21 protein-coding genes are annotated in these 22,694 nt (G+C 32.4%); 8 read left to right on the forward strand and 13 right to left on the reverse strand.

Features of this window, described 5'->3' with window-relative positions; all coding sequences use genetic code 11:
- Nucleotides 1–20: 20 nt before the first annotated feature.
- Nucleotides 21–4,448, reverse strand: coding sequence for a translocation/assembly module TamB domain-containing protein (locus Q0910_RS26510; protein WP_299223349.1), 4,428 nt, complete (start codon nucleotides 4,446–4,448; stop codon nucleotides 21–23).
- 81 nt (nucleotides 4,449–4,529) lie between these two features.
- Here Q0910_RS26510 and tsaD point away from each other — a divergent pair, with 81 nt between their 5' ends.
- From tsaD to Q0910_RS26525, 3 genes are all read left to right on the forward strand, one after another.
- Nucleotides 4,530–5,552 carry a tRNA (adenosine(37)-N6)-threonylcarbamoyltransferase complex transferase subunit TsaD gene (tsaD, locus tag Q0910_RS26515; RefSeq protein ID WP_299223351.1) on the forward strand — a complete coding sequence of 341 codons (1,023 nt, stop codon included), beginning with the start codon at nucleotides 4,530–4,532 and terminating at the stop codon, nucleotides 5,550–5,552.
- 68 nt (nucleotides 5,553–5,620) lie between these two features.
- Entirely contained in the window at nucleotides 5,621–6,325 is a 705-nt protein-coding gene (locus Q0910_RS26520; protein ID WP_299223353.1) for a 16S rRNA (uracil(1498)-N(3))-methyltransferase, read from the forward strand.
- A 41-nt stretch (nucleotides 6,326–6,366) separates the two neighbouring features.
- On the forward strand, nucleotides 6,367–7,506 hold the full coding sequence (locus Q0910_RS26525) for an esterase-like activity of phytase family protein (RefSeq protein WP_299223355.1): 1,140 nt from the start codon (nucleotides 6,367–6,369) through the stop codon (nucleotides 7,504–7,506).
- A 98-nt stretch (nucleotides 7,507–7,604) separates the two neighbouring features.
- Here the strand turns inward: Q0910_RS26525 and Q0910_RS26530 are convergent, their stop codons facing one another.
- From Q0910_RS26530 to Q0910_RS26585, 12 genes are all read right to left on the reverse strand, one after another.
- Entirely contained in the window at nucleotides 7,605–9,341 is a 1,737-nt protein-coding gene (locus tag Q0910_RS26530; RefSeq protein ID WP_299223357.1) for a T9SS type A sorting domain-containing protein, read from the reverse strand.
- A gap of 166 nt (nucleotides 9,342–9,507) precedes the next feature.
- Nucleotides 9,508–10,245: a hypothetical protein gene (locus Q0910_RS26535; RefSeq protein ID WP_299223359.1), complete on the reverse strand. Its 738-nt coding sequence runs from the start codon at nucleotides 10,243–10,245 to the stop codon at nucleotides 9,508–9,510.
- A 58-nt stretch (nucleotides 10,246–10,303) separates the two neighbouring features.
- Entirely contained in the window at nucleotides 10,304–11,071 is a 768-nt protein-coding gene (locus Q0910_RS26540; RefSeq protein WP_299223361.1) for a CDP-alcohol phosphatidyltransferase family protein, read from the reverse strand.
- Between the two features lie 56 nt (nucleotides 11,072–11,127).
- Nucleotides 11,128–11,709 (reverse strand): DJ-1/PfpI family protein, encoded by a 582-nt coding sequence (locus Q0910_RS26545; RefSeq protein ID WP_299223363.1) that lies wholly within the window; start codon nucleotides 11,707–11,709, stop codon nucleotides 11,128–11,130.
- A gap of 47 nt (nucleotides 11,710–11,756) precedes the next feature.
- Nucleotides 11,757–12,134 carry a nuclear transport factor 2 family protein gene (locus Q0910_RS26550; RefSeq protein WP_299223365.1) on the reverse strand — a complete coding sequence of 126 codons (378 nt, stop codon included), beginning with the start codon at nucleotides 12,132–12,134 and terminating at the stop codon, nucleotides 11,757–11,759.
- 38 nt (nucleotides 12,135–12,172) lie between these two features.
- Nucleotides 12,173–14,002, reverse strand: coding sequence for a DUF885 family protein (locus Q0910_RS26555; protein WP_299223367.1), 1,830 nt, complete (start codon nucleotides 14,000–14,002; stop codon nucleotides 12,173–12,175).
- A 111-nt stretch (nucleotides 14,003–14,113) separates the two neighbouring features.
- Nucleotides 14,114–14,470: a VOC family protein gene (locus Q0910_RS26560; protein WP_299223369.1), complete on the reverse strand. Its 357-nt coding sequence runs from the start codon at nucleotides 14,468–14,470 to the stop codon at nucleotides 14,114–14,116.
- A gap of 107 nt (nucleotides 14,471–14,577) precedes the next feature.
- Complete coding sequence (locus tag Q0910_RS26565) at nucleotides 14,578–15,051, reverse strand: hypothetical protein (protein WP_299223371.1); 474 nt, start codon at nucleotides 15,049–15,051, stop codon at nucleotides 14,578–14,580.
- A gap of 23 nt (nucleotides 15,052–15,074) precedes the next feature.
- On the reverse strand, nucleotides 15,075–15,284 hold the full coding sequence (locus Q0910_RS26570) for a cytochrome c oxidase assembly factor Coa1 family protein (RefSeq protein WP_299223373.1): 210 nt from the start codon (nucleotides 15,282–15,284) through the stop codon (nucleotides 15,075–15,077).
- A gap of 12 nt (nucleotides 15,285–15,296) precedes the next feature.
- Nucleotides 15,297–15,524 (reverse strand): hypothetical protein, encoded by a 228-nt coding sequence (locus Q0910_RS26575; protein ID WP_299223375.1) that lies wholly within the window; start codon nucleotides 15,522–15,524, stop codon nucleotides 15,297–15,299.
- Nucleotides 15,525–15,598: 74 nt separating this feature from the next.
- The gene (locus Q0910_RS26580) at nucleotides 15,599–17,263 is read right to left on the reverse strand and encodes a DUF4832 domain-containing protein (RefSeq protein ID WP_299223377.1); all 1,665 of its coding nucleotides are present in this window, start codon (nucleotides 17,261–17,263) and stop codon (nucleotides 15,599–15,601) included.
- Nucleotides 17,264–17,541: 278 nt separating this feature from the next.
- Nucleotides 17,542–18,261 (reverse strand): thioredoxin family protein, encoded by a 720-nt coding sequence (locus Q0910_RS26585; protein ID WP_299223379.1) that lies wholly within the window; start codon nucleotides 18,259–18,261, stop codon nucleotides 17,542–17,544.
- 43 nt (nucleotides 18,262–18,304) lie between these two features.
- Here Q0910_RS26585 and Q0910_RS26590 point away from each other — a divergent pair, with 43 nt between their 5' ends.
- The 5 genes from Q0910_RS26590 to Q0910_RS26610 all read left to right on the forward strand — a co-directional run bounded on the left by Q0910_RS26590 (nucleotide 18,305) and on the right by Q0910_RS26610 (nucleotide 22,617).
- Nucleotides 18,305–18,952, forward strand: a complete 648-nt coding sequence (locus tag Q0910_RS26590; RefSeq protein ID WP_299223381.1) for a DUF4159 domain-containing protein — start codon at nucleotides 18,305–18,307, stop codon at nucleotides 18,950–18,952.
- A 4-nt stretch (nucleotides 18,953–18,956) separates the two neighbouring features.
- Nucleotides 18,957–19,475: a TrmH family RNA methyltransferase gene (locus Q0910_RS26595; protein WP_299223383.1), complete on the forward strand. Its 519-nt coding sequence runs from the start codon at nucleotides 18,957–18,959 to the stop codon at nucleotides 19,473–19,475.
- Nucleotides 19,476–19,572: 97 nt separating this feature from the next.
- Nucleotides 19,573–20,661 carry an AI-2E family transporter gene (locus Q0910_RS26600; protein WP_299223385.1) on the forward strand — a complete coding sequence of 363 codons (1,089 nt, stop codon included), beginning with the start codon at nucleotides 19,573–19,575 and terminating at the stop codon, nucleotides 20,659–20,661.
- Nucleotides 20,662–20,694: 33 nt separating this feature from the next.
- A complete protein-coding gene (locus Q0910_RS26605) occupies nucleotides 20,695–21,279 on the forward strand; it encodes a GrpB family protein (RefSeq protein WP_299223387.1) in 585 nt (194 codons plus the stop codon).
- Between the two features lie 156 nt (nucleotides 21,280–21,435).
- On the forward strand, nucleotides 21,436–22,617 hold the full coding sequence (locus Q0910_RS26610) for a class I SAM-dependent methyltransferase (protein ID WP_299223389.1): 1,182 nt from the start codon (nucleotides 21,436–21,438) through the stop codon (nucleotides 22,615–22,617).
- Nucleotides 22,618–22,694 lie beyond the last annotated feature (77 nt).

Raw genomic sequence — 22,694 nt, forward strand, 5'->3', positions numbered from 1 at the left:
GTGTGTAAAATTTAATCAAATTACTTATTTTTATCTGTAAAATTAATGAATTCTGGTGTGTCTATTTTGGTTGTATCTTGAGTTTTTACAACTAAGGTATCCTTTTCCTTTTTAGAAGTAAAAACCCTTTCCCAAAGTTCATTAAAATTATTAAAATCCACAGAGTATGATAATCCTAAACCTTGTTTATACCCTTGAGACTCTCCGATAAACTGAATCTCATTTTGACGATTAAAAATCTTTCCTTTTAACGTCCCTTCTTCATTAAAAAGATATTCTACCTCAACATCTCCTGTAACCACAGACTCACTTACACCTCCAATTGGAACCCCTACTCGACCATTAATAAGAATTTTATTGTTGATCTGAGTGGATACCGTAACTCCAAATTGATCTGCAGCCTCTTGATCAACATTTCTATTTCCCTGAACATAATTTACACCAACTCTAAATTTATCATCATCACCAGAAAATATACCATTTACCAATCCTGCTGCACGTTCAACCAGATTCCCTGTTATAAAAGTCGGATCCAGGTTTCCACTATAAAACTGACCTTGAGTAACTAACGATAAGGCTTGTAATTCTTTTGTTGCCTGATCCTCTAATTGATACTCCAGTTCACTCTTGGCAACAGAGCTTAAATTTGGTAACTCTATATTAAAATTAGGATCGGGTTGTATTAATTCTCCATTTAAATCAACCACTACTACTACCGGAATTTTTCGATTGATCGTAGCATTCTCCAATAACACTGCTGGATTCGCTTCAGTTTTATATACTGCACTTAAATTGAGTTTTGCTCTTGTAGGACTACCATCCCAGTTAATACTTCCACCCGATCTTACAGTAAAGTCTTTACCAACCAACGCACCATATCTAAAATTATAGCTCCCTTCGTATGCTACAAAATCTCCCCACATATTAAACTTACCGTTCGTATTGATTTCTATAAGCAATGTCCCGGCTCCTCTTCCTTTTAAAGAACTACCTGTTTTTTTATCAACAATAACTTCCACTAATGCATTATTATTAACATCCAGATCGAAATTAAGTTCTAATCCTTTGATTTCTTTTAATATAATTTCTTTACCATCTAATCGTGCTTTCTTTTCTTCGGGACTTAAAAAATGGATATAGGAGTTATCACCTATCGATTCGGATTCATTTAATGGAATTTTAAAAACCGTTCCTTCTTCTGTCGTAGCATTTACATTGATAACCAAACCATCGGTAGGGCCTTCAATGGTTGCATCACCACTGATAAAACCTGTTCCATAATACAAAGATTCTTCATCCTCTTCTGTATCCAGTACCAATAATCTTTCATTAGCAGTTAGTTTAAGTCCCAACTCCCATTTAGAAAAATGCTGATGTCCAATGAATCCTCCTAAAATTCCTCTCGTATCATACTTCGTATCTGTAATATCCACATTATCAAAGTTAAAACGCTGTTCATTTAAGATAATTCTGGAATCGTTATCTAAATCGAGATCCACGTTTAGGTATGGAATTTTTAACCCAGCTTCATTCAGTTTTAAGACCCCATCGATAGAAGGGTTCACATAACTCCCGGTAACTTTTGCATTACCTGTTACCAAACCTCTAAGATCTGATATCACAATTCCGCCCAAAGCACTAAATCCAGACATATCTAACTGATCCAAACTTACATCAATATTCATGTCTGGATTATTATTAGACACATCAATGGACCCAATTGCAGAAAGGGTTTTTTGATTATTCTTATTCACCAATTTGGTATTCACTTTGTATTGTGTAAGTGACTCATTACCTGAAACATTGACTCTAAGCTCACCTAAATCTGTATCATTTACAGCCAAATCATTAATGATTACAGTAGAACTTGGAAAATAGACACCCTTATCCTGAAGCACCGTTAGATCTCCGTCTACTATCCCAGATAATTTTAGGTTCTCTATATATGGTGTAATTTTGTTTAAATCTACATCCTCGAAGGTTGCTTTGATGTCTTTATTATTTTTACCCTCCATAATACCAGAAACACTTATTTGCTCTGATTCATGTCTTAACAGTATAGATCGAATATCAACATTTTGAAAATTATTATCAAAAATTATCTTATTGTTACTTTTACTTCTATTAGGATTTGCATACCAGGTATATCCTTTAAAAGTGAAATCAGATTTTTTAAATCCTAGAACAGAATTATTGTCTTCATTAATCGTATGATAAAATTCCAGGTTATAATCATCTACATTATTCTTACCGCCTTTAAATTCTGATCGCATAAACAACGTATCTTTTAGTGTCACATTAATCAGACTAAATTTAGACACATCATAATACTTAGTATCGATGCTATCAATAGCTACATATGTATTAAATAAAGGGTTTTTATTATCCACTTGTATATCTACCTTTTTCATTAAGTTATCAAATGCCTTAATTGATGGAGATTTAAAAGTTAGCTTAAATTCAGAATCGTTACTTTCTACCTTACCTTTGATAAATGTATTAGGGGCGAACTCAATTTCCGGAAAAAACACATCTACAATTTTATTATAGATCTTGAAATTAAATTCCATGAATTCGTTATCTGTAATCTCTGTAGGTTCAAAATTAGCATATAAACTACCTATAGAATTACGAAATAAATCATATACATTCTCGAATCTAAACACTCCTTTAACACTTCCATCGATAATATCAGGACTATTCATAGTAATCGTTCTTACGTTTTGATTGTCAAAACTAGAAGTGATTTCAAAATCGTCAAAATAGTAACTTGCATTTTGGTTTTTGTATAATGTTTTTTCGAAAGAAATTGTACCAAAAGCATCATTAATTCCAGTTCCTTTCATTTTCATTATTACATCACCATTGAAAATAGACATACTATCTCTGGTAAAAATATTTAACTGCTTTAAATCTATATGATCCACATTTGCTGTAAAATCATAATTATTGATTTCCTCTGATAAATCAGCTACTCCATTAAAGCTAAATTTTACATTAGGATCATCAGAAATTAGTTTCCCATCAAAAACAGGATCTTTTAAGTTTCCTATCACATTAAGATTTGTATACGTATATCCGTTAAACTCTAGTTTTCTTATATCTCCTTCTAACTTGGTATCGAGATTTTCCAGTGTAAACCCACTTCCATCCACATGGATATCAAAAGCGGCATTTCCTAATCTTGATTTACCTACTAATTGCCCTATATTAAAGTTATTAGAAATGACATTTCCATTGTAGGTTCCTTCTTTTACATTATCAAGATTTCCTAATAAAACAAAAGCATTGATCTTCCCTAGTTGAGAATAGAAATCCATATCTACATCAACATCCTTAATAGTAACAATGGTAGTGCCTACACCTTTTACACTTCCTAATTGATATAATTGTTTTGGCAATGATTCTCCTAAAATCCTTGGTAGTAAATTAACAAGATCATAGTAATTAGTTGTTAAGTTCTTTAAATCACCATCCAATCGAAACTTAGATCCATTTGTCACTGCATTTCGTATTCTAATATCTCCCTGAATTATAGATCTATCCAATCCCGTAATGTCCGAGTTTAATATTTTAAAATCATTAAGAGTGCCTTTTACGGTAGTATTTCTCACAGTCAGATCTTCATCATTGCCGAACTCTTTGTAAAAAGGTATTAAATCATTCGTAGAGATCGTAGCTTTTGTAAATTCAGCATTAATATCAACATTATTCTCAAAATCTACAAGTCCTCCTCTTTCATATGAAAACACAATTTCGCCTTCTACCTTAGAATCAACTGTTTCTATCAACAATTCACGAAACTTCATTTCAGTAGGTGTGATTGAAAACCCCGTTTTTAGATTAGAAACATTTAACCCTCTATGATCCTTGAATGAAAGCACATTAGTTGTAATATAAAAATCTTCACCATCTACTTTTAAGCTTTCCGCATCTAAAAATATATCTCTAAGTACAACAATTTTAGGAGAATTAAGATTTTCATCTACATAACTAAACTTACTACTCTCCATAGTTACATTTCCGGTAGTCAATAAAAACTTTGTATTAGATGTAGAAGTTTTACCCGTATTAAATTTTCTGATAAAAGTCATTAAGTTATCACTGCTCTCATCCTTGTACATTTTCATTCTAAAAGTGAGATCATCAATAGCTACATCTCCTAATTCTGGCTGACCTTTAGAAATTTCTCTAATATTCAGAATTGAGGAGGTAATACTTTTAGCATATATTAAAGTATCCTGATGATGATCTTTTACAAAAACTTCTTTAAGACTAACATCGCCCGAATACGTTATCCCTAAGCGACCTACATTTATATCTACACCATATTCTTTATTAAGATACGTTGTGATTTTTCTACCAAAAAAAGTTTGAACTGCGGGAATAGAAAATAAGATCACCAGTAGTATAAATAGCGAAATAAGGGTAAGTAAAACCCTCTTCAATATTTTCCCGAATTTTTTGATACGTTTTATTGTTTTAACTTTGCTGACAATATTAACAATTTCTATGCCCTTTTCCTCATAATGAGTTCACAAAATGTATACATCTTAGGTATTGAATCTTCTTGCGATGATACCTCTGCCTCTATATTATGCAACGGTACAGTATTATCAAATGTTGTAGCCACACAAAAAATTCACGAACAATATGGCGGTGTAGTGCCTGAATTAGCTTCCAGAGCACATCAACAAAACATTGTTCCGGTAATTGATCAAGCCATAAAACAAGCGAATATTGACACCTCTGATCTGAGTGCTATTGCATTTACGAGCGGTCCTGGTTTAATGGGATCTTTACTTGTTGGCACTTCATTTGCTAAGTCATTAGCCTTAGCCTTAGACATCCCTCTAATTGATGTTAATCACATGCAAGCTCATATTCTGGCACATTTTATAGATGAAGATGAATTTGAAAAACCTGATTTTCCATTTCTTGCTTTAACGATTAGTGGTGGTCATACCCAGATCGTAAAAGTCAATGACCATTTTGATATGGAAATTATTGGAGAAACTATTGATGATGCTGTAGGAGAAGCATTTGATAAAAGTGCTAAAATATTGGGCCTTCCTTATCCTGGTGGACCTTTAATCGATAAATACGCTCAATCCGGAAACCCTAAGGCATTTCCATTTACGAAACCACGTGTGGATGGATTGAATTTTAGCTTTAGTGGACTTAAAACTGCTGTGTTATATTTTGTTCAAAAGCAGGTAAAAGAAAATCCTAACTTTATAAAGGAGAATCTGGAAGATGTATGTGCATCTATCCAATATACAATCATAAATATCTTAATTGATAAGTTAAAGAAAGCTTCTAAAGAAACCGGAATAAAATCTATTGTCATCGGTGGTGGTGTTTCTGCCAACTCAGGAATCCGAAAAGCCTTGAAAGAAGGAGAACATAAATATGGTTGGAAGACTTTTGTCCCAAAATTTGAATATACCACCGATAATGCAGCCATGATAGGAATCGTGGGGTATCTAAAATATCTTAAAAAAGATTTTACGGACATGAGTGTTGTCGCCAAGGCAAGAATTAAGTTTTGAATAGACAGTTAGATTATTCGATTATTAGACAATTGGATTGTTATAAATAAGAAACCTGAAACCAAAACATGCAATTATTCTATAGTAAAGATATTACTGAAGCTACCAGAGAATTTGAGTTTTCTAGAGAAGAAAGTAAACACATTTCTAAAGTGTTGCGAAAAAAGGAAGGCGATACACTTCAGATCACCAATGGATTAGGTTTACTTTGCAAAGGAGTAATAACTTTTTCCAGCCCTAATAAATGTATTATACAATTAGAACATAAAGAACTCAAGACTCCTAAGAACTATAGACTACATCTTGCAGTTGCTCCTACCAAAATGAACGATCGATATGAATGGTTTTTGGAAAAAGCTACCGAAATTGGAATTGATGAAATCACACCAATCATTTGTGATCATAGTGAGAGAAAAGTTATAAAACTAGAACGCTTTGAACGTATTTTACAAAGCGCTATGAAACAGTCTTTACAAAGTTATTTACCAAAAATGAATCCTACAATTTCATTTTCGGATTTTATCCAAAAAGAAAACAAGGATCAATTACTTATTGCACATTGTGAAGAAACTAAAAAGCAATCACTAAAAGATATATTGACTACAAAAAACAATACTACTATATTAATTGGTCCTGAAGGTGATTTTTCTATTAAAGAGATTGAAAAAGCACTAAATATGGGATATAAACCGGTTACTTTAGGAGAAACCAGACTTAGAACAGAAACTGCTGCTATTGTTGCTGTGCATAGTGTTGCTTTTCTAAACTCATAATGAGATAAAATACTATCTTTATAATTACTAACAGTAAAGATATGACGGCAAAAATTATATACTTAGTATGTGCTATTACGTTTTTTGTCGGTTGTTCTTCAAATGATAATACTACGGAGCCTGAACCGCCAGTTACATCGGTTAATACAATTAGCAGCCTTGAGTTTATAGATGAATTGATTATTCCAATGCAAGATATTAATGGAATACCAATTGGTGGTTTCTCTGGTATTGATTACAAAAATGACGTCTGGTATATCATAAGTGATGGATCAGACCCTATAAGATACTATACAGCGGGTATCTCATACAATCAAAACAGTTTTACTAATGCAACTATAGATAGGATGATCGAGATCAGAGATGCTATGGGAAATTCTTTTCTTGAAAATCAGGTAGACCCCGAAGCGATTCGGTTTGATACGTCTACAGGAAATATCATATACGCTAGTGAAGGCTCTATAAATAATGGCACTAATCCTGCTTTGTTAGAAATTGGAACCAACGGAATACAATTACGAAATTACGTATTACCTGATAATTTAGCTGCAAATATCATAGATGATCTAAGTGGTCCAAGACATAATGGTGCTTTAGAATCTCTATCGATAAGTTTTGATAATAATGCCTATTGGATAGGAATGGAACTTCCATTGATTGAAGATGGACCTGAACCCACTACTTCGGATACAGAATCACCAGTACGCATTACACGTATCAATAAAAATACAGGATTGGCAGAACGACAATTTGCGTATGAGTTAGATCCTGTTGATCGTGAACCTACATTGGGAACTACATTTACCATCAATGGTCTTGTAGAAATTCTGGAATATGATGAAGACAAATTCCTTAGTATAGAACGTTCCTTCTCTTCTGGCTATCTAGATGGTGGAAACACAGTTAAAATCTACAAAGTAGACGCGACAAACGCTACCAATATATTAGGCATAACTGCCTTTTCGAACGAAACCTATACCAAAGCAACCAAGACGCTGCTATTTGAATTTGATAATATTCGTAATCAATTAACGAATACTATTGTAGATAATATAGAAGGAATTACATTTGGCCCGGTATTATCTGATGGCAGTAAATCTTTGGTAGTGATTTCTGATAATAATTTTAACGCTTTTTTACCTCAATTAAATCAGTTAATTGTTTTTAAGGTAGTTCCTTAATAGTTAAAACAATATGACAATAATAATTCATAAAGTTATGGTATAAAAAAAGTGCTTCAATTAAAATTAAAGCACTTTTCTATATAGTAAATATTAAGTTATCTAATGATTAATTTATTAGTGGAAACTCTCTTGTTATTTTCGAACAACTGCACTAAATATATTCCTGGTGAAAAACTAGATACATCTAAAGATGTCTGATTATTCAACTTCTTGCTTGTCACTTCTCTTCCAAGAACGCTAAAAATCTTAATTTCGGTATTATTATTTGCCATTGCAGGAAAATTAATAACTCCGTCGTACACAGGATTAGGATATATCTTTAACGAACGATCGTTTGCATTAAATTCTGCAACGCTTAATGTAGTAGGAAAATCATTACTATCTCTAGCAGTAATAAAATAACTTCCATTATTTCTTTCGGTAATTAAACCTACTATATCAATAGGTGTAGTTGGTATAGTTTGACCTATATAATCAACATCAAAGAAAGTAGCTCTAAAAGTAAACATATCCGTATTTTGAGAGATAGGATATTCCGCACCGTTATCCCAAGTTGCGGAAGATGTATTATCTACAGTTACGGCTGTAACAACTACTAACTCCGACTCATAGTTTTCTGGATTTGCTGTAAGGTCTGCTACGCTTACAGTTTGAGGTACAATTGTGTTTCCCGTACTACTAGCAACACCTGGATCAGAAGAAGGTATGAATTGTAACAGACCATTAAAACTACCTAGCTCTCCTGTAATACCTGTAATACCATCTCCAATCGAGTACATAGATGTGATTATACCGTTACTATCATCAATTAATATAGCACCTGTAGCATCTTCGATAAATTTTTGATTTCTAAAACTTTGTTGAAAAGTTAAGATCGCTTCTCCAGTTAACGTATAAAAACTACCTTCAGATGATCCTCTAAGAGTTGCTACATCAGATACAGTAGTTGTGGAACCTACTGAAAAATTAACAGTTTCAAGTACTTGTGGTGTGAGAGATCCACTTGCATCCTTTAATTCGAGAGTAACTGTATATGACTGTCCATCCATTACTGATATATTTATTGGACTTGCAGTAGCTGTCATAGGTGTTCCACTATTAATAATATATTCAACAACATTAGTTCCTCCTAAGGTAAAGTTATTCACCGAAAAAGTTACATCAACTGAAGTAGTTCCTGGTGCAAAAACAGCCGAACTAACACTTGCAATTAAAGAAGGATCACTGGAAGCTCCTATCCATGAACCTGGATCAAATATACCAGCAGCATCCTGCGCTCCTAGAGTATGGCTAGTACAACCTGTTACTGCACTATCTGCCCATACATTCCATTCTGCCTCATCAAAGACACTTGCAGAAGCAGTAACACTCCCTACTCTTTCAGCTCTTCCATCTTCAAATTCATGACAAGTTCCTGATCCATCTTCTCCTGGAACACCAAAAATATCTATTGTTGTATCAGAAGCATCAAAAACCGCAATTTGATCATCACCATTGCTATCTGCTGCACCTCCTGTACCAGCATTGATAGTTGGTGCAAATCCATATACAGCTTCAAATTCAGTTCCATTTGCGGCAATTACAGCAAACCCTCCGGCCGCTAAAGTACCAATTGGCGTTAAATCTATTCCTGAAGTTTGAGGATCAGCATTTCCATTTGTCCATCTTCTCAGCTCCCAGTCAGTTAAATCCACATCTGTAGAACTTACATTATAAATTTCGACATATCTAGCTGATGCATTATCATTAGGATCAGCTAATTCTGTAATAATTATTTGCCCAAAAGAAACTGTTGAGCATAGAAAAATGAGTAAAAAAGTAATTTTTTTCATGATTGAGTATAATTTTAATAAAATAAACATGTAAAGATAAACAATACTAGTCTTTTAAACTAACAATCAAAAAGATGTCATACCAATTTAACCTTAAGATAAAATAATGGTTACTTTAGGATACTGTAGAATTGTTTAAATTAATTTTAAACATTCCTTCAATAACCTAAGCGTAATAAATCCAAATATTCTCTTCTCTATATTCTCCAAAATTGTTTTTCACATCTATTTTTATAAGATTTAAAGCTCCATCAACCATATAAGCCCCCGATTTCATTATTTTTATATCTATTAAGTTTTCCCAGAAATTAATATCACCTGTTACATTCATAGAATTTTCACAAACTTTAATAATCTTTGCTCCATTCCTTAAGTGTGTTCTGATCCAAGGATCCATAATTTCACCATTCTCTTGTAAACTCATATAATCCTTCATTTTCATCTCAGGATATTTATATTTTAGAATAGGTCTTATGGGAATCACAAAATTCCTGAATCCAAAATTTTCTTTGACTTTTTTACCTTTTGCAATTAATAACTTGCTATATCCTTGTCCAAGATATTCCTTAGTAACTATAATTTGTAACCCCCCTAAACTATTTGGTGTTAGATTATTTTCAAAATCGTTAATCCCTTTTTTCACAAGCCAATCCCACCCTTTATTAGGCAATTCACTTAATGATTGATCCCAGAATAATGGTATTGCATTCATAAAACCTATTAAATTATTATCTTCACTCACTATGAATAGTTGGGTATGCGGAAAGTACTTTTCTAGCCTACTCCAATACTTTTTAGTGACTTGAGAGTTTAGAATAATATCAGGGAACGCCAAGTTTATTGCGTTTCTGTATTGTTTCACAAGACGATCATCTAAATCAGAAAATGTTACATATTTAATCAAGATAGCTATTTTATTTGTTATGAAAAACGAGCGACTATTCCCCTTCAAAAGACAATATTCATTTCAAAACAAATCTTCGAATTCCAATGAAAACAAGAATTAAAATCGAGTATCCTATAAAAAAAGGTATTACGTATTCTTCTAAATTAAGCAATAGCATTACTGCCATAAACAACAACTGAAATCCAAGACCGAAAACAGATATCAATGTCATAAACCATTTTGGAAAAGGTTTGCTATTATTTGCATCCTTATCAAGAAAGTATATTGTCTTATCAAAAACTATATAAAGGATATCATAAATTCTATAAAAGATATTTACTGTACGCTGTTTCTCTCCTTCCATGGCTGTGGGTGCAGTATCTTCAAATACCCTACTAGTAGCATCTCCTTTTACAGTGTTTCTTAAGATCACATAATAATAATTATAAACTGTTCCTTGTAACTGAATTCCAACAAAGGCTAACAACATAAGGATAATAGAACTATCTGTGATATACCAAAAAGTAAGTAGAAATAGAAAGTTCAAAATGATATCAGCTATGGAATCATAATAACGTCCCGTGTACGAAGGTGTTCGTTTTATTCTTGCCAATTCACCATCCGCAGCATCCAAAATAGATTTTAAAATCAAGAAAAATGCTGCTGCTGCATTATACTGGTATAACATGCAGATGATTGCCATAATACCTGAAACAATAAACAAAGTAGTTACGTGAATTGGTGTTAATCTCGTATTTTTCAATGAATCCGCGATCCAGTGTCCCGGAGATCTTCCATAATCGGATACATCTAAAAACTGATATTGTTTTGGTAATTTAGCCATGCATGTAATTTATAAATTTCTTTTTGGTATAAAGAATTTTGAAAAACTATTCTTAGCTAATGTATCGTAATTTTGAATTCTTTTGGATGATAATCCATTCCTTTTCTTATATCTTCTGCTTTCTCATCTCCAATTAACTTTTTACATATGTATAATCCAAGATCCAAAGATGAAGCTACTGCTCCAGCTGTAATTACATTATTATCATCTACAATCCTACTATCCAAAACTGTATCACAATATTTTTCTAGTGACTTATATTCATTAAAATTTGTTGTCGCCATTTTTCCTTTGAGAAATCCTGCAGCTCCTAATAACAAACTTCCTGTACAGATCGAAACTAAATATTTCACTCTATTCGCTGTTTGTAACCAATCTATAAATTCTTTATCGTATTGTAATGCTCGGGTTCCAAGGCCTCCAGGAACTATTACCATATCATAATCAGATAAATCAGGTTTTATTTTATCAACGATCATTTCTAATCCAAAACTATCCTTAATGGTTTTGTTTGTTGCACATAAATCCCAATCTAGATTTTCGATGTGCTTTTTTGTTTTTATGTTTTTTATTGGGTCATAAATCCCTATAAAATCTAAGAGCGTTATTTCATCAAAAAGTATATATGCTATTTTCATCTTTCTGGCCTATTTTTATCTAAAAGATTGATATCGATTCTTTGATATTAATACATTGTATTAGGGTTGGCTGATTTTTTTGGAATCTGTTGTATGGCATCCCAATGTTCGCATATTTTTCCCTGCTTATCGAAACGAAAAAAATCCATAGTAACATACTCATCATTTCCAGGCCAAGTTTGATGTGTATGAAGGGACACAAAATCTCCCTCTGCGATGCACCTCACAAATTCAATAGACTTATCAGGATATTCATTTTGCATCCTTTCAAAATAGGAAACAAAACCTTCGATACCATCTACTACATCTGGATTATGTTGGATATATTGGTTTCCAAGATATTTTTGAACAGCCTGTCTAGGGCTCCCCTCATATGCCATTTTATAAAAAGCAATAGCGTTTTTTTTATTTTCTGCTAGATTCATAAACTTTAATTATGATTTATTCTTTATACAGTCCATTATCATTTTTTCTTTTGAACATCTTCTATATATGCATCAATAATCTCTTCTAGAATATCCAACGGAACTGCCCCTTTTTTTAAAACCGCATTATGAAAATCTCTTAAATCAAAACGATCACTTAGCTTTTGTTTTGCTTTTTCTCTAAGTTCAAGGATTTTAAGCATTCCGATCTTATAAGCACAAGCTTGTCCTGGCCAAACGATATATCGTTCTATTTCTGTTGTAACCTCGGTTGTGGTCATTCCTGTATTCTGTACCATATAATTAATTGCTTGTTCTCTTGTCCATTTTTTATGATGAATACCGGTATCTACTACAAGACGAACAGCTCTAAACATCTCAGCTTGTAATCTACCCAGGTTTCCAAAAGGATCGTTTTCATAAAAACCTAGTTCCCAAGCTAATTGTTCGGAGTATAAAGCCCAACCTTCTATATATGATGTAAAAAGACCAATGGTTCTAAAAATAGGAACTCCTTCCAGTTCTGATTGAATAGCAATTTGAAAATGATGTCCTGGCACTCCTTCGTGGTAAGCCAATGTTTTCATACCAAATTTTACAGATTCATGGACGTTTCTAAGATTCGCATAAAAAACACCTCCTCGAGAACCGTCCATAGCAGGCCTGTTATAATACGCACCAGCTGATCCTTCTTCTTTGAACTCTGGAACGCGTTTTACCTCTAGACCAGCTTTTGGTCTTATATCAAAGGCATCGTCGAGGTCTGCGCTGATTTCGGATAGTATACGATCATATTCATCGAGTACCATTTGTCTTCCTTCATCATTATTAGGAAAAAGAAAACGTTCTTCTTTATTTAATTCCTGGATAATAACACCCAATGTTTTTGTAGAATCGGCATATCCTTCTGCAGAAAGGATTTCTTGCATCTCGCTTTTTATTCTTGCTACTTCTGACAATCCTATTTGATGTACTTCTTCTGGATCTAGATCTGTCGTAGTACGTTGCTTTAACTGATAACGATAATACGCTTCGCCATCGGGTAATTTCCAAACTCCATCTTCTGTGGTAGCCTTTCCTTTAAGCTGTTCGAAATACGCAATGAGTTTTTTATAAGCACCAAAAACGGTAGTTTCTATTTCCTCTTCGACTTGTTTTTTAAGTGTATCTTTTTCTTCTTGAGATAACTCCTCTAATTTGTCAATTTTAGTTTCGAAATTAGTATATAGAATATTTGATTTTTTCTCACCAATAAAACCATTCATTTCATCTAGTACGCGATCCATAACGAACTTTGGAGGGATGATCCCTTTATCCTCTCTTATTTTTAGGCTCTCAATTAATTGATCAAACTTAGTATCAAAAATAGATAAGCGCGTGATATACGCTTCAGCATCACTTTTATCTCTAAGTTTATGCGAATTTTCCATCAAACTTGGTAACGAACTCTGTACCCCTCCCATTTGGTTCACTGGATAATCGTGATAGAAAAAACGCTCACCATCCATTAACCCTTCCAGGTAAAACCCTAAAATCTTAGTATTTAATTGATTGGCTTCTGACTGATTTTCAAAATTATAGCTCTGTAAAGTTTTATAGTCTTCTTTCATTTTATTGAAAGTTTCCCATTGTTTTGCATCAGAGATATCATCCAATTCATCCTTAGACCAGTCATAGATTATTGGAATACCCATAGATGTGGTAAGTTCAGGGCTATCTAAAGCTAGTTCTGCAAATACCTTATCATAAAAATGATTGATACTAAATGGTCGAAACCAGATAAGATTTACTAGCCAAAGTAATCCCAGAACCAAAATGATAAGTAAAGTTCTTGAGGTCCAAAATTTCCATGTACGCTTTTTTGCCATGATGAATGATTTATGTGTGAATATGATTGATTGCCACTGTAAGATTATGTGCTAAGATAGCGAATGTAGAGGAAAGTAATTACTTATAGTTATTATTGGCGATCCGTTTTTTTAAATACTTTGTCCAAATGTCAATAGATTATTATCTGGGTCAAGCACTGAAAACTCCTTTTGTCCCCAAGGCTTAATTTCCAACGGTCCATTCGGATGAATATTCGTTTTATTGTCTAATAATGATTGGTAAAAACTGTCAATATTGTCAGTTCTAATATAAACCTGTCCGTAGTTTTCTTTAGGATCAAGTTCTTTAAATTCAAAGAAATGAATTTGAATTTGGTCTTTTTCCATCATCAAATAACCATCAAAGTCAGCACTTCCAAATTCTTTAAATCCTAATTTATGTATATAAAACTGTCTTGTGATATTTTTATCACGCATTGGTAATTTCGGATTGATATCTGTTAGCATGCTTTCATTTTTAGTTTTGTAGAGCCGTTATTTTTAGTCTTTCAATTCAGAATTTCTTATAAATTTAAATCTGACAGATTTTCTCACCTGACCCTTGACCATAGTTTTTAATCATTCCAACCGTAACTTCTCCAATTCGTATTTTCAGAATCGTATTTTTCCGTGACCATAAATCCTCTTGAATATTTAATTATGAAATGTTTGTTGTCTTTTAGTTTAATATATTCTATTCCTGCAATTAGTTCATATTTCTCAGGCAAAACTCCGGTTTCAGATTTGAGTTTTTCAATTTCAGTTATTATACGGTTGCTTCTAAGTCTTTGAATTTTATCTACAGTAAAACCAGATACAATTTGTGATATTATAAAAATCGGAAGAATTGAAAATACGAATAAAGCTTTTCTAGTATTTACATTTTTACTTAAGAGACTGATAATCAAATAAATTAAGGTCACCACAAAAATTATCCCAAAAGGAATCAAGAGAAAAAACATTTCAATAACTATAAAAGAAGGAATAAAAGGAACTATAATTCCTATCAAAACTATAGTGAAAATTGCTATTTTTTTAATCCAACTCATTTAATTTTATAGCTATTAGTTTTTTATTCTGATTGCTCAAGTATTTTAATTGTTTGTTTTTCCTCGATAGGTTTTTTAATTCGGATATTAATTTTCTTATAATTCCATTCTCCATTTATTTTGTCAGCAGAAATATCCATAGAAGCTTTTCTTTTACTTCCTTTAATACGAATAGATAAATCAACTGACTTATTATTGTCAGAATAGCGAACTTCACCTTCCAAAATCGCCAAATTATCAATTGGTTATAATTGACCTAATAGATTAGTTGCTTTTTTATTCTGTTGAACCTTTTTCAGTGCATTTTCATAAAGTTCAGTATCCGCATATGCTTGAGCAAAGTCAGCCATATGCCCTCCCATTCCAGAAGAGAAAAACAAAGTTAAACAAATCAAAGTAAAACTTATAAGTGGCAAAAACCACTTCCAATTCCGTTTCCACCAACTTTTCTCTTCAATTATTTCATTGTTCATATAGTTTTTGTACCTGTTTCAGCTAATTCATAATCAAATAGACTTATAATCAATACATCATTTCTTCTTTTAGATTATTGCTTCACAAATTTATAAGTCGATAATTTATTATTATATAAACATATAAAGTATACTCCTTTTGGCAATTTAGAGATATCCAATTTATGATTATTCGAAATCAGTACTTCTTTAACTACTTGTCCAATTGTATTATAGATTTGAACTTTTTCTTTATCAGAATTTTTTAATTGAATTGTAATTAAATCCAATGCTGGATTTGGGTACATAAATAGATATTCGTTAAGTGAGAAGTCTTCAACGTCAAGTGTGGTTAAATTTATGGTTTGCAATAAATCATTATATCCTGTTACCGAATCCCAAGTACCTGAATTAGCAAATTGAATACTATAATCAGGATTTGTTTCTAATAAAGGCCCATTATCAGGTATCCAAAGATATAATTGAAATGTTCCGGATAATTGAAAATCGAAATTTTGAGTAATGGAAACAGTAGTTTCCCATGTTCTAATATCTGTGTTGACTAATTGTTTTGTAATAGCATTTGTGACTGTATTTTTTATTACGAGATAAACATTTCTTTGTTTAAAGGGTCTTGCAAAACCAACATTTGATATGTTTAAAGTCAAGTCAAAACCTGTATCATCTAATGTTATTGTAGATGAATTTAATACAAATCTATACCCTAAGTTTTTCAAAATGTCGTTATAGTGATTTGAGCTAATTACTTGATCCCAAAAAGGCGTATAGTAATCTCTATTAATAGTTGTCCAATTAGTTAAATCTAATTCATTTATAGCATTTACACCCGTGGTTCTAAAACCATTATCACAAGGACTTAATCCATTAGTTTCTCCTGTCATGGGTAAATATTTAGTTTCATTTGAGATATAATTATAATCCATTGTACCTATAGGATTCTCACATTGACTAGATATCGAATATGTTCCTTGATCACCCCAATCATTCAGAAAAGCATCGTTAAAGAAACCTATTCTGGCATTAGCAGTATTTTGATAAGCAGTTTGTTCGGTTAGTTGTGAAACCCCATACATGTTAGTTTTAATTCCTGTATATCGAACTTGAATAGGAATTTCCATAGGCGTAGCCGTTAACATGGCATCTATAATTTCCTTACGATTTGCCCATTGTGCTGTAGAGATGTTACCATCCGTACCGAATTCTGTTGAGTTGGTATAATACCATTCTCCCCAAGTACCTATAAAACCTGCTTGATGAGAAAAAATGACATCTTTATTAGCATTTAATATTGGTGACAGTTGAGAAATGTGAGTTAATATTTGAGATTTTATAGGTTGTTGAGCATCTGTTCCTTGGGCATTAGAATAAGAAAAACGTACAATAATCTTAAAGCCTGCTTCTCTAACATTGTTAAAATCGTTTTGTATGTTATTTAAAAAAGTAGTGTTAATATCTGAATTCAGAAAAGCATCTAGAAGAAAGTATCGATACACGACAGTCACTTTATCCGAACTACTTTTCCAGCCATTCAATGTAGAAACAGATAAATTATTAGCTCCAGTGGTGATTGCATAATCACTAGAGGTTATAGAATATTTTTGTAAACCTCTTTCTGGATTTGCAATAATATTGTTGGATTCTGTATAGTTTACTGTTTGTGCTACTAATGAAATTTGACTTACTATAAAAAATAGCAATGCAATTGATTTTCTCAAATTTATTGTCTTATAAATTTTCATAATTGTTATTTTTTGAAAGCACTTATACAATCCTGAATAAGCTTAAGTTTTGTTGCTAAAATTCATACTCTACTCATTAGCTTAACGAATTAATATGTTTTTTTGTATATAATTATGTGACCTTTATTCGAGATGAGGACACAATAACTCAAAACGGTTTGTATAAGAGTAGTAACAGATAAAAATGCACTACCATTCCATTTGACAATTTACTTAATTAAAGTAAAAAAACCACAACAATGATTGTTGTGGTTTGATTACTGTTTTGGGAAATTTAATTAGATATTTATTTTGGTGGCTCCGGTAGTTTTTAATTCATCATTTTGTGTATAGGCAATGATTAATAATTCATCGTTATTACTTATCCAATCAGGAATGGATAATGTGACTAATCCAGATACATCTTCTTTTACCAAACGATTAATAACAATATTGGTGTTTTTTAGTGTTCTGTTTCGATTCTCTCCTCTACCGATTTTTGTTGTTCGTTCTGATACAACTAACGCAAAAGTAACTTGATCAAACGTTGAGCCTTCTACATTATATTCGATTACAATCTGATCATCTTCCTTCTTCAAATCCGTAAGTTTGATGGTATTGATTATTTTAGATGTTGAATACTTGCGTATCGCCGCTAGTGCTTTGGTACTATTCGACCCCGTAAAATGTTCACTGCCATTAACTACCAATTGTGGTGTATAAATAGATCTACTATTAAACTGTTGGGCATAATCTCTTTGATAATCGCTAAATGCTGCATCACTAAAAGGATCTCTCCAGCCTAATCGGTTCCAATAATCCACATGATAGGATAAAACAAAAACATTATTATCTTCATATTTTTCTTTGATAGCATCCAATAATTCATCTGCTGGCGGACAACTGCTGCATCCCTGTGAGGTAAATAATTCCATTACCACAATTGCATCGCCATCATCCTGAGCAGTAACCAGTCCGGAAATTGTGATCGTTAATAGTATGAAAAGGTTTCTTATCATCTCGTTTATTTTAGTACTTTTAAAGTCTCTTATTTAGACGATGATGATCACAAAACTTACAGGTTTTATTTGCCTCTTATTATTTTCTGGAGCTACAATAGCTCAGGATATTGCAGTATTACAATATAATGGTGGTGGCGATTGGTATAGTAATCCTACGGCATTACCTAATCTAATTAGTTTTTGTAACCAAAACATTCGCACAGCGATGAGTGCTAAACCAAAAACTGTAAAGCCAGAGAGTGTAGATATTTTTCAGTATCCATATATCCATATGACTGGTCACGGAAATGTTTTTTTTACGGAACAAGATGCAGAGAATTTGCGAAACTATTTGCTAAGTGGTGGTTTTTTGCATATCGATGATAACTACGGTATGGAACCTTATGTCAAAAAGGAATTGATCAAAATATTTCCGGATAAGGAGTTAGTAGAGCTACCTGTTTCTCACCCTATTTTTTCGTCAAAATATAAATTCCCAAAAGGGTTACCTAAAATACACGAACACGATGGAGAACGTCCGCAAGCATTAGGAATAACTCACGAAGGAAGATTGGTATTGCTATTCACCTTCGAAAGTGATTTGGGTGATGGTTGGGAAAACCCTGAAATTCATAATGACTCGGAAGAGGTTCGTCAAAAAGCACTAAAAATGGGTGCGAATATAATCAAATATGCTTTTGAGAATTAAATAGATGACAGCGCAATTACACCACAAGAACACTATTTTTGTCAAAAAACAATTTCCTATCACGTTGGTTTGCGACCGTGTTAATTCTCCTGCAAATATTGGTAGTATTTTTAGAATTGCTGATAGTTTTGGAATCCAAAAAATATATTTCTGTGGAGAAGATATCACAGTGATTAGCAAACGAATGCAACGTACCGCTAGAGCTACTCACGAGATGATCCCTTACGAACAAGAAGATCAGATTATACCGGTTATTGATAAATTACAGTCTGAAGGATATAAGATCATCGGATTAGAAATTACGCAAAACAGTATTCCCGCATCAGAAATAGATTTTTCTGCTAATGATAAAATTGCCCTTATTATTGGCGATGAAAGCCAAGGTATTTCTGAAGAGGCATTAACCAAAACAACAAAAAGTATACATATTAATATGTACGGTACTAATAGTAGTATGAATGTGGCTACAGCTACTGGAATTACGCTCTATGAAATTACGAAACAGTTGATGGTTGATGGTTGATGGTTGATGGTTGATGGTTGATGGTTGATGGTTGATGGTTGATGAAGATTATTATTAAAATTTTAAAAACTAAGATTTCTACGAAAAATAGTTGCTTATGAGTTCTAAAACAATCGCTTATGGTATTCTGAGAGCAATAGCAATCCTTGTTGGTGTGCTTGTGTTACTCTGGTTTTTGTATAAAATACAGTCCATCTTACTTTATATCACCTTTGCTGCTGTCATTTCATTGATGGGAAGGCCATTGGTACAATTCCTAAAAAGGAGATTAAAATTTAACAATACCCTTGCAGTAATGTTTGCCTTATTCATCACCATCGGATTGTTTCTTAGTTTGTTTTTATTATTCGTTCCCATTGTTACGGAGCAAGGACAACTGATTGGATCAATCGACATTAATGAAGTTGGTGATGATTTCGACCGTTTAAATCAGGAAATCAGTGATTATTTTAATGTCGAAAAACTAAACTTTATAGAATTGATCAAACAAACAGATCTGATGCAGTTTTTTGATCTCAAGGCAATACCAGATGCTATTAATACTTTCTTAAGTGGTTTTGGTGCACTACTAATTGGATTGTTTTCAGTATTATTTATTTCGTTTTTTCTGCTGAAGGATAGCAAACTATTAGAAAATAGTATGCTAGTTTTTGCAAAGAAAGAAAATGAAACTAGATTTATGCGAGCTTTTACTAAAATCAAGGACCTATTATCTCGCTACTTTGTCGGCTTATTGCTTCAGGTATTGATTCTATTTGTATTATACACTATCTTATTATTAATTTTTGGAGTTAACAATGCTATTGCCGTAGCTTTAATTGCCGCTATTTTTAATCTTATCCCATATGTAGGCCCATTATTTGGTGGGGCTTTGGTCTTAATATTAGCAACTACCAGTAATTTAGGATATGATTTTCAATCTGTAATTTTACCCAAATTAACCTATATCATGATTGGTTATATTGTAATCCAATTAATTGATAATTTTCTGAATCAGCCTTTAATTTTTGGAAATAGTGTAAAATCACACCCTTTAGAAATTTTTCTGGCAATTCTTATTTTTGGAGCCTTGTTCGGAATTGGCGGATTAATCGTAGCCGTCCCTTTTTATACAGCTATCAAAGTAATTGCAAAAGAATTTTTATCTGAGTATAAAATTGTGAAACAATTGACTAAAGAGTTGTAATTACTAATCTGCTAGCTACAAAATATGCTATACATGAAGAAAACACTCTATGACTTAACTAAAGAAGACTGGAATACTTTATTCCCAATCCAATTAGTAGATCATAACTCTGCTTGGAAAACTATTTTCGAACAAGAAAAACAACTCATATTAGATACCATATCAACAGAAGCAATCCTAAGGATTGAACATTTTGGAAGTACTTCGATTCCTACTATTAAATCCAAACCCTATATAGATATTATCATCGAAACTCCAGAGGAATTACTTTTTGATGATACCATTATCAAACAATTTAAAAAAATTGGATATACTTATTTCTTAGTGCCAAAAAGAGAGCTATTTGATGCTTATATGAGTTTTGGAAAAGGGTATAATCTCGATGGTGCTAAAGAGCAAATTTTTCATATTCATATGTGTCCAAAAAACAATCTAATGTGGAAACAAGTAAAGTTCAGGGATTATCTGATCAATCATCCAAAAAGGGCTATGGAATACGAAAAACTAAAAATAATATTAGCTGCAAAACATAAAAATGATAGAGGTGGTTATGTTTTATCAAAAACAAATTTTATTAATGAAACTTTAGAATTAATAGAAAAAACAACGAGTCCTTAATGAAGTCATATAAACTTTTCTCAATTCGCTGTAAAATGTCCTTTTTCACTCAATTTTTGTTTTTTTCTTACTTCGTAGCGCTGCTATGAAGCTCAAAAAATACTATTTTTCGCTTGAATCAAAAAAGTTTAAATCACTTCAGTTTAAGAAATAACATTGAACCCAAAAATTCTACATACAGAAATACAGGAATATATCTTCAAGAAATCCGATGAAAACGTAGATCTGACAAAGTTGATACTATCAGGAAGCCCTTTTGAGCATATTAATGTTCAGGAATTGGCGCAACAGATCAACGGAAGATTAAAAGCTAAAAATAAATTACCGCTATGGCATCAAACAAAAGGTGTTTATTATCCACCTACCCTAAACCTGGAACAGACTTCATCTGAAGCTACAGCGATTTATAAAAGTGAGTTAGTTTCTGGTGATACATTGATAGATCTTACAGGTGGTTTTGGAATTGATGATTATTATTTTTCCAAAAAAGTAAAGTACGTTATTCATTGTGAGTTACATCCAGCATTAAGTGAGATCGCATTGCATAATTTTCAGGTTTTAGAGGCTAATAATATAAAAACGCATACCGATGATGGATTGAAAATTTTAGAAAATCAGGAGCATATCGATTGGATTTATATCGATCCATCGAGAAGACACGATAGTAAAGGAAAAGTTTTCTTTCTGGAAGATTGCCTGCCAGATGTCCCTTCCAATCTGGATTTTTTACTTTCAAAAAGTAATTACATTCTGATTAAAACTTCTCCGCTGCTTGATATCCATTCTGGGCTAAAATCACTACAATTCGTCAAGGAAATTCACGTAGTTGCTCTGAACAATGAAGTCAAAGAACTGCTTTGGATTCTGGAAAAAGGAACTAAAAAAGACACCGTCATCCATACTATCAATCTTGTAAAAGATAAAAAGATTACGTTTTCCTTTTCATTAAAAGAGGAAAGTGAAATTTCACCCAAACTTTCTTTACCCAAAAAATATATCTATGAACCCAACGCTGCCATTATGAAAGCAGGAGGTTTCTTTAGTATCGCAAAAGCTTATAAACTAGAAAAACTTCATCATCATTCTCATCTATATACTTCGGATCAGAAAATAGAATTCCCTGGAAGAAGTTTCGAAGTACTTTCGGTACTACCCTATCAGAAACAGACTATTAAGAAAGAGAAAATTACCAAAGCCAATATCACCACACGTAATTTTCCTGAAAATGTTTCTGCAATACGCAAAAAGTTTAAAATTAAAGATGGTGGTCCTACCTATCTATTCTTTACGACCAATTGTAATGATGAGAAAATAGTTTTGGTTTGTAATAAATGTTAAGTTTTAGGTTTTAGGTTTTAGGTTTTAGGTTTTAGGTTTTAGGTTTTAGGTTTTAGGTTTTAGGTTTTAGGTTTTAG

The organism is uncultured Aquimarina sp., from assembly GCF_947495315.1.
Lineage (GTDB): Bacteria > Bacteroidota > Bacteroidia > Flavobacteriales > Flavobacteriaceae > Aquimarina.

Coding starts and splice junctions, on each gene's coding strand:
- tsaD (WP_299223351.1), top strand. CDS start 4,530: ATGAGTTCACAAAATGTATACATCTTAGGTATTGAATCTTCTTGCGAT.
- Q0910_RS26520 (WP_299223353.1), top strand. CDS start 5,621: ATGCAATTATTCTATAGTAAAGATATTACTGAAGCTACCAGAGAATTT.
- Q0910_RS26525 (WP_299223355.1), top strand. CDS start 6,367: ATGACGGCAAAAATTATATACTTAGTATGTGCTATTACGTTTTTTGTC.
- Q0910_RS26530 (WP_299223357.1), bottom strand. CDS start 9,341: ATGAAAAAAATTACTTTTTTACTCATTTTTCTATGCTCAACAGTTTCT.
- Q0910_RS26540 (WP_299223361.1), bottom strand. CDS start 11,071: ATGGCTAAATTACCAAAACAATATCAGTTTTTAGATGTATCCGATTAT.
- Q0910_RS26545 (WP_299223363.1), bottom strand. CDS start 11,709: ATGAAAATAGCATATATACTTTTTGATGAAATAACGCTCTTAGATTTT.
- Q0910_RS26550 (WP_299223365.1), bottom strand. CDS start 12,134: ATGAATCTAGCAGAAAATAAAAAAAACGCTATTGCTTTTTATAAAATG.
- Q0910_RS26555 (WP_299223367.1), bottom strand. CDS start 14,002: ATGGCAAAAAAGCGTACATGGAAATTTTGGACCTCAAGAACTTTACTT.
- Q0910_RS26560 (WP_299223369.1), bottom strand. CDS start 14,470: ATGCTAACAGATATCAATCCGAAATTACCAATGCGTGATAAAAATATC.
- Q0910_RS26565 (WP_299223371.1), bottom strand. CDS start 15,051: ATGAGTTGGATTAAAAAAATAGCAATTTTCACTATAGTTTTGATAGGA.
- Q0910_RS26575 (WP_299223375.1), bottom strand. CDS start 15,524: ATGAACAATGAAATAATTGAAGAGAAAAGTTGGTGGAAACGGAATTGG.
- Q0910_RS26580 (WP_299223377.1), bottom strand. CDS start 17,263: ATGAAAATTTATAAGACAATAAATTTGAGAAAATCAATTGCATTGCTA.
- Q0910_RS26585 (WP_299223379.1), bottom strand. CDS start 18,261: ATGATAAGAAACCTTTTCATACTATTAACGATCACAATTTCCGGACTG.
- Q0910_RS26590 (WP_299223381.1), top strand. CDS start 18,305: ATGATCACAAAACTTACAGGTTTTATTTGCCTCTTATTATTTTCTGGA.
- Q0910_RS26595 (WP_299223383.1), top strand. CDS start 18,957: ATGACAGCGCAATTACACCACAAGAACACTATTTTTGTCAAAAAACAA.
- Q0910_RS26600 (WP_299223385.1), top strand. CDS start 19,573: ATGAGTTCTAAAACAATCGCTTATGGTATTCTGAGAGCAATAGCAATC.
- Q0910_RS26605 (WP_299223387.1), top strand. CDS start 20,695: ATGAAGAAAACACTCTATGACTTAACTAAAGAAGACTGGAATACTTTA.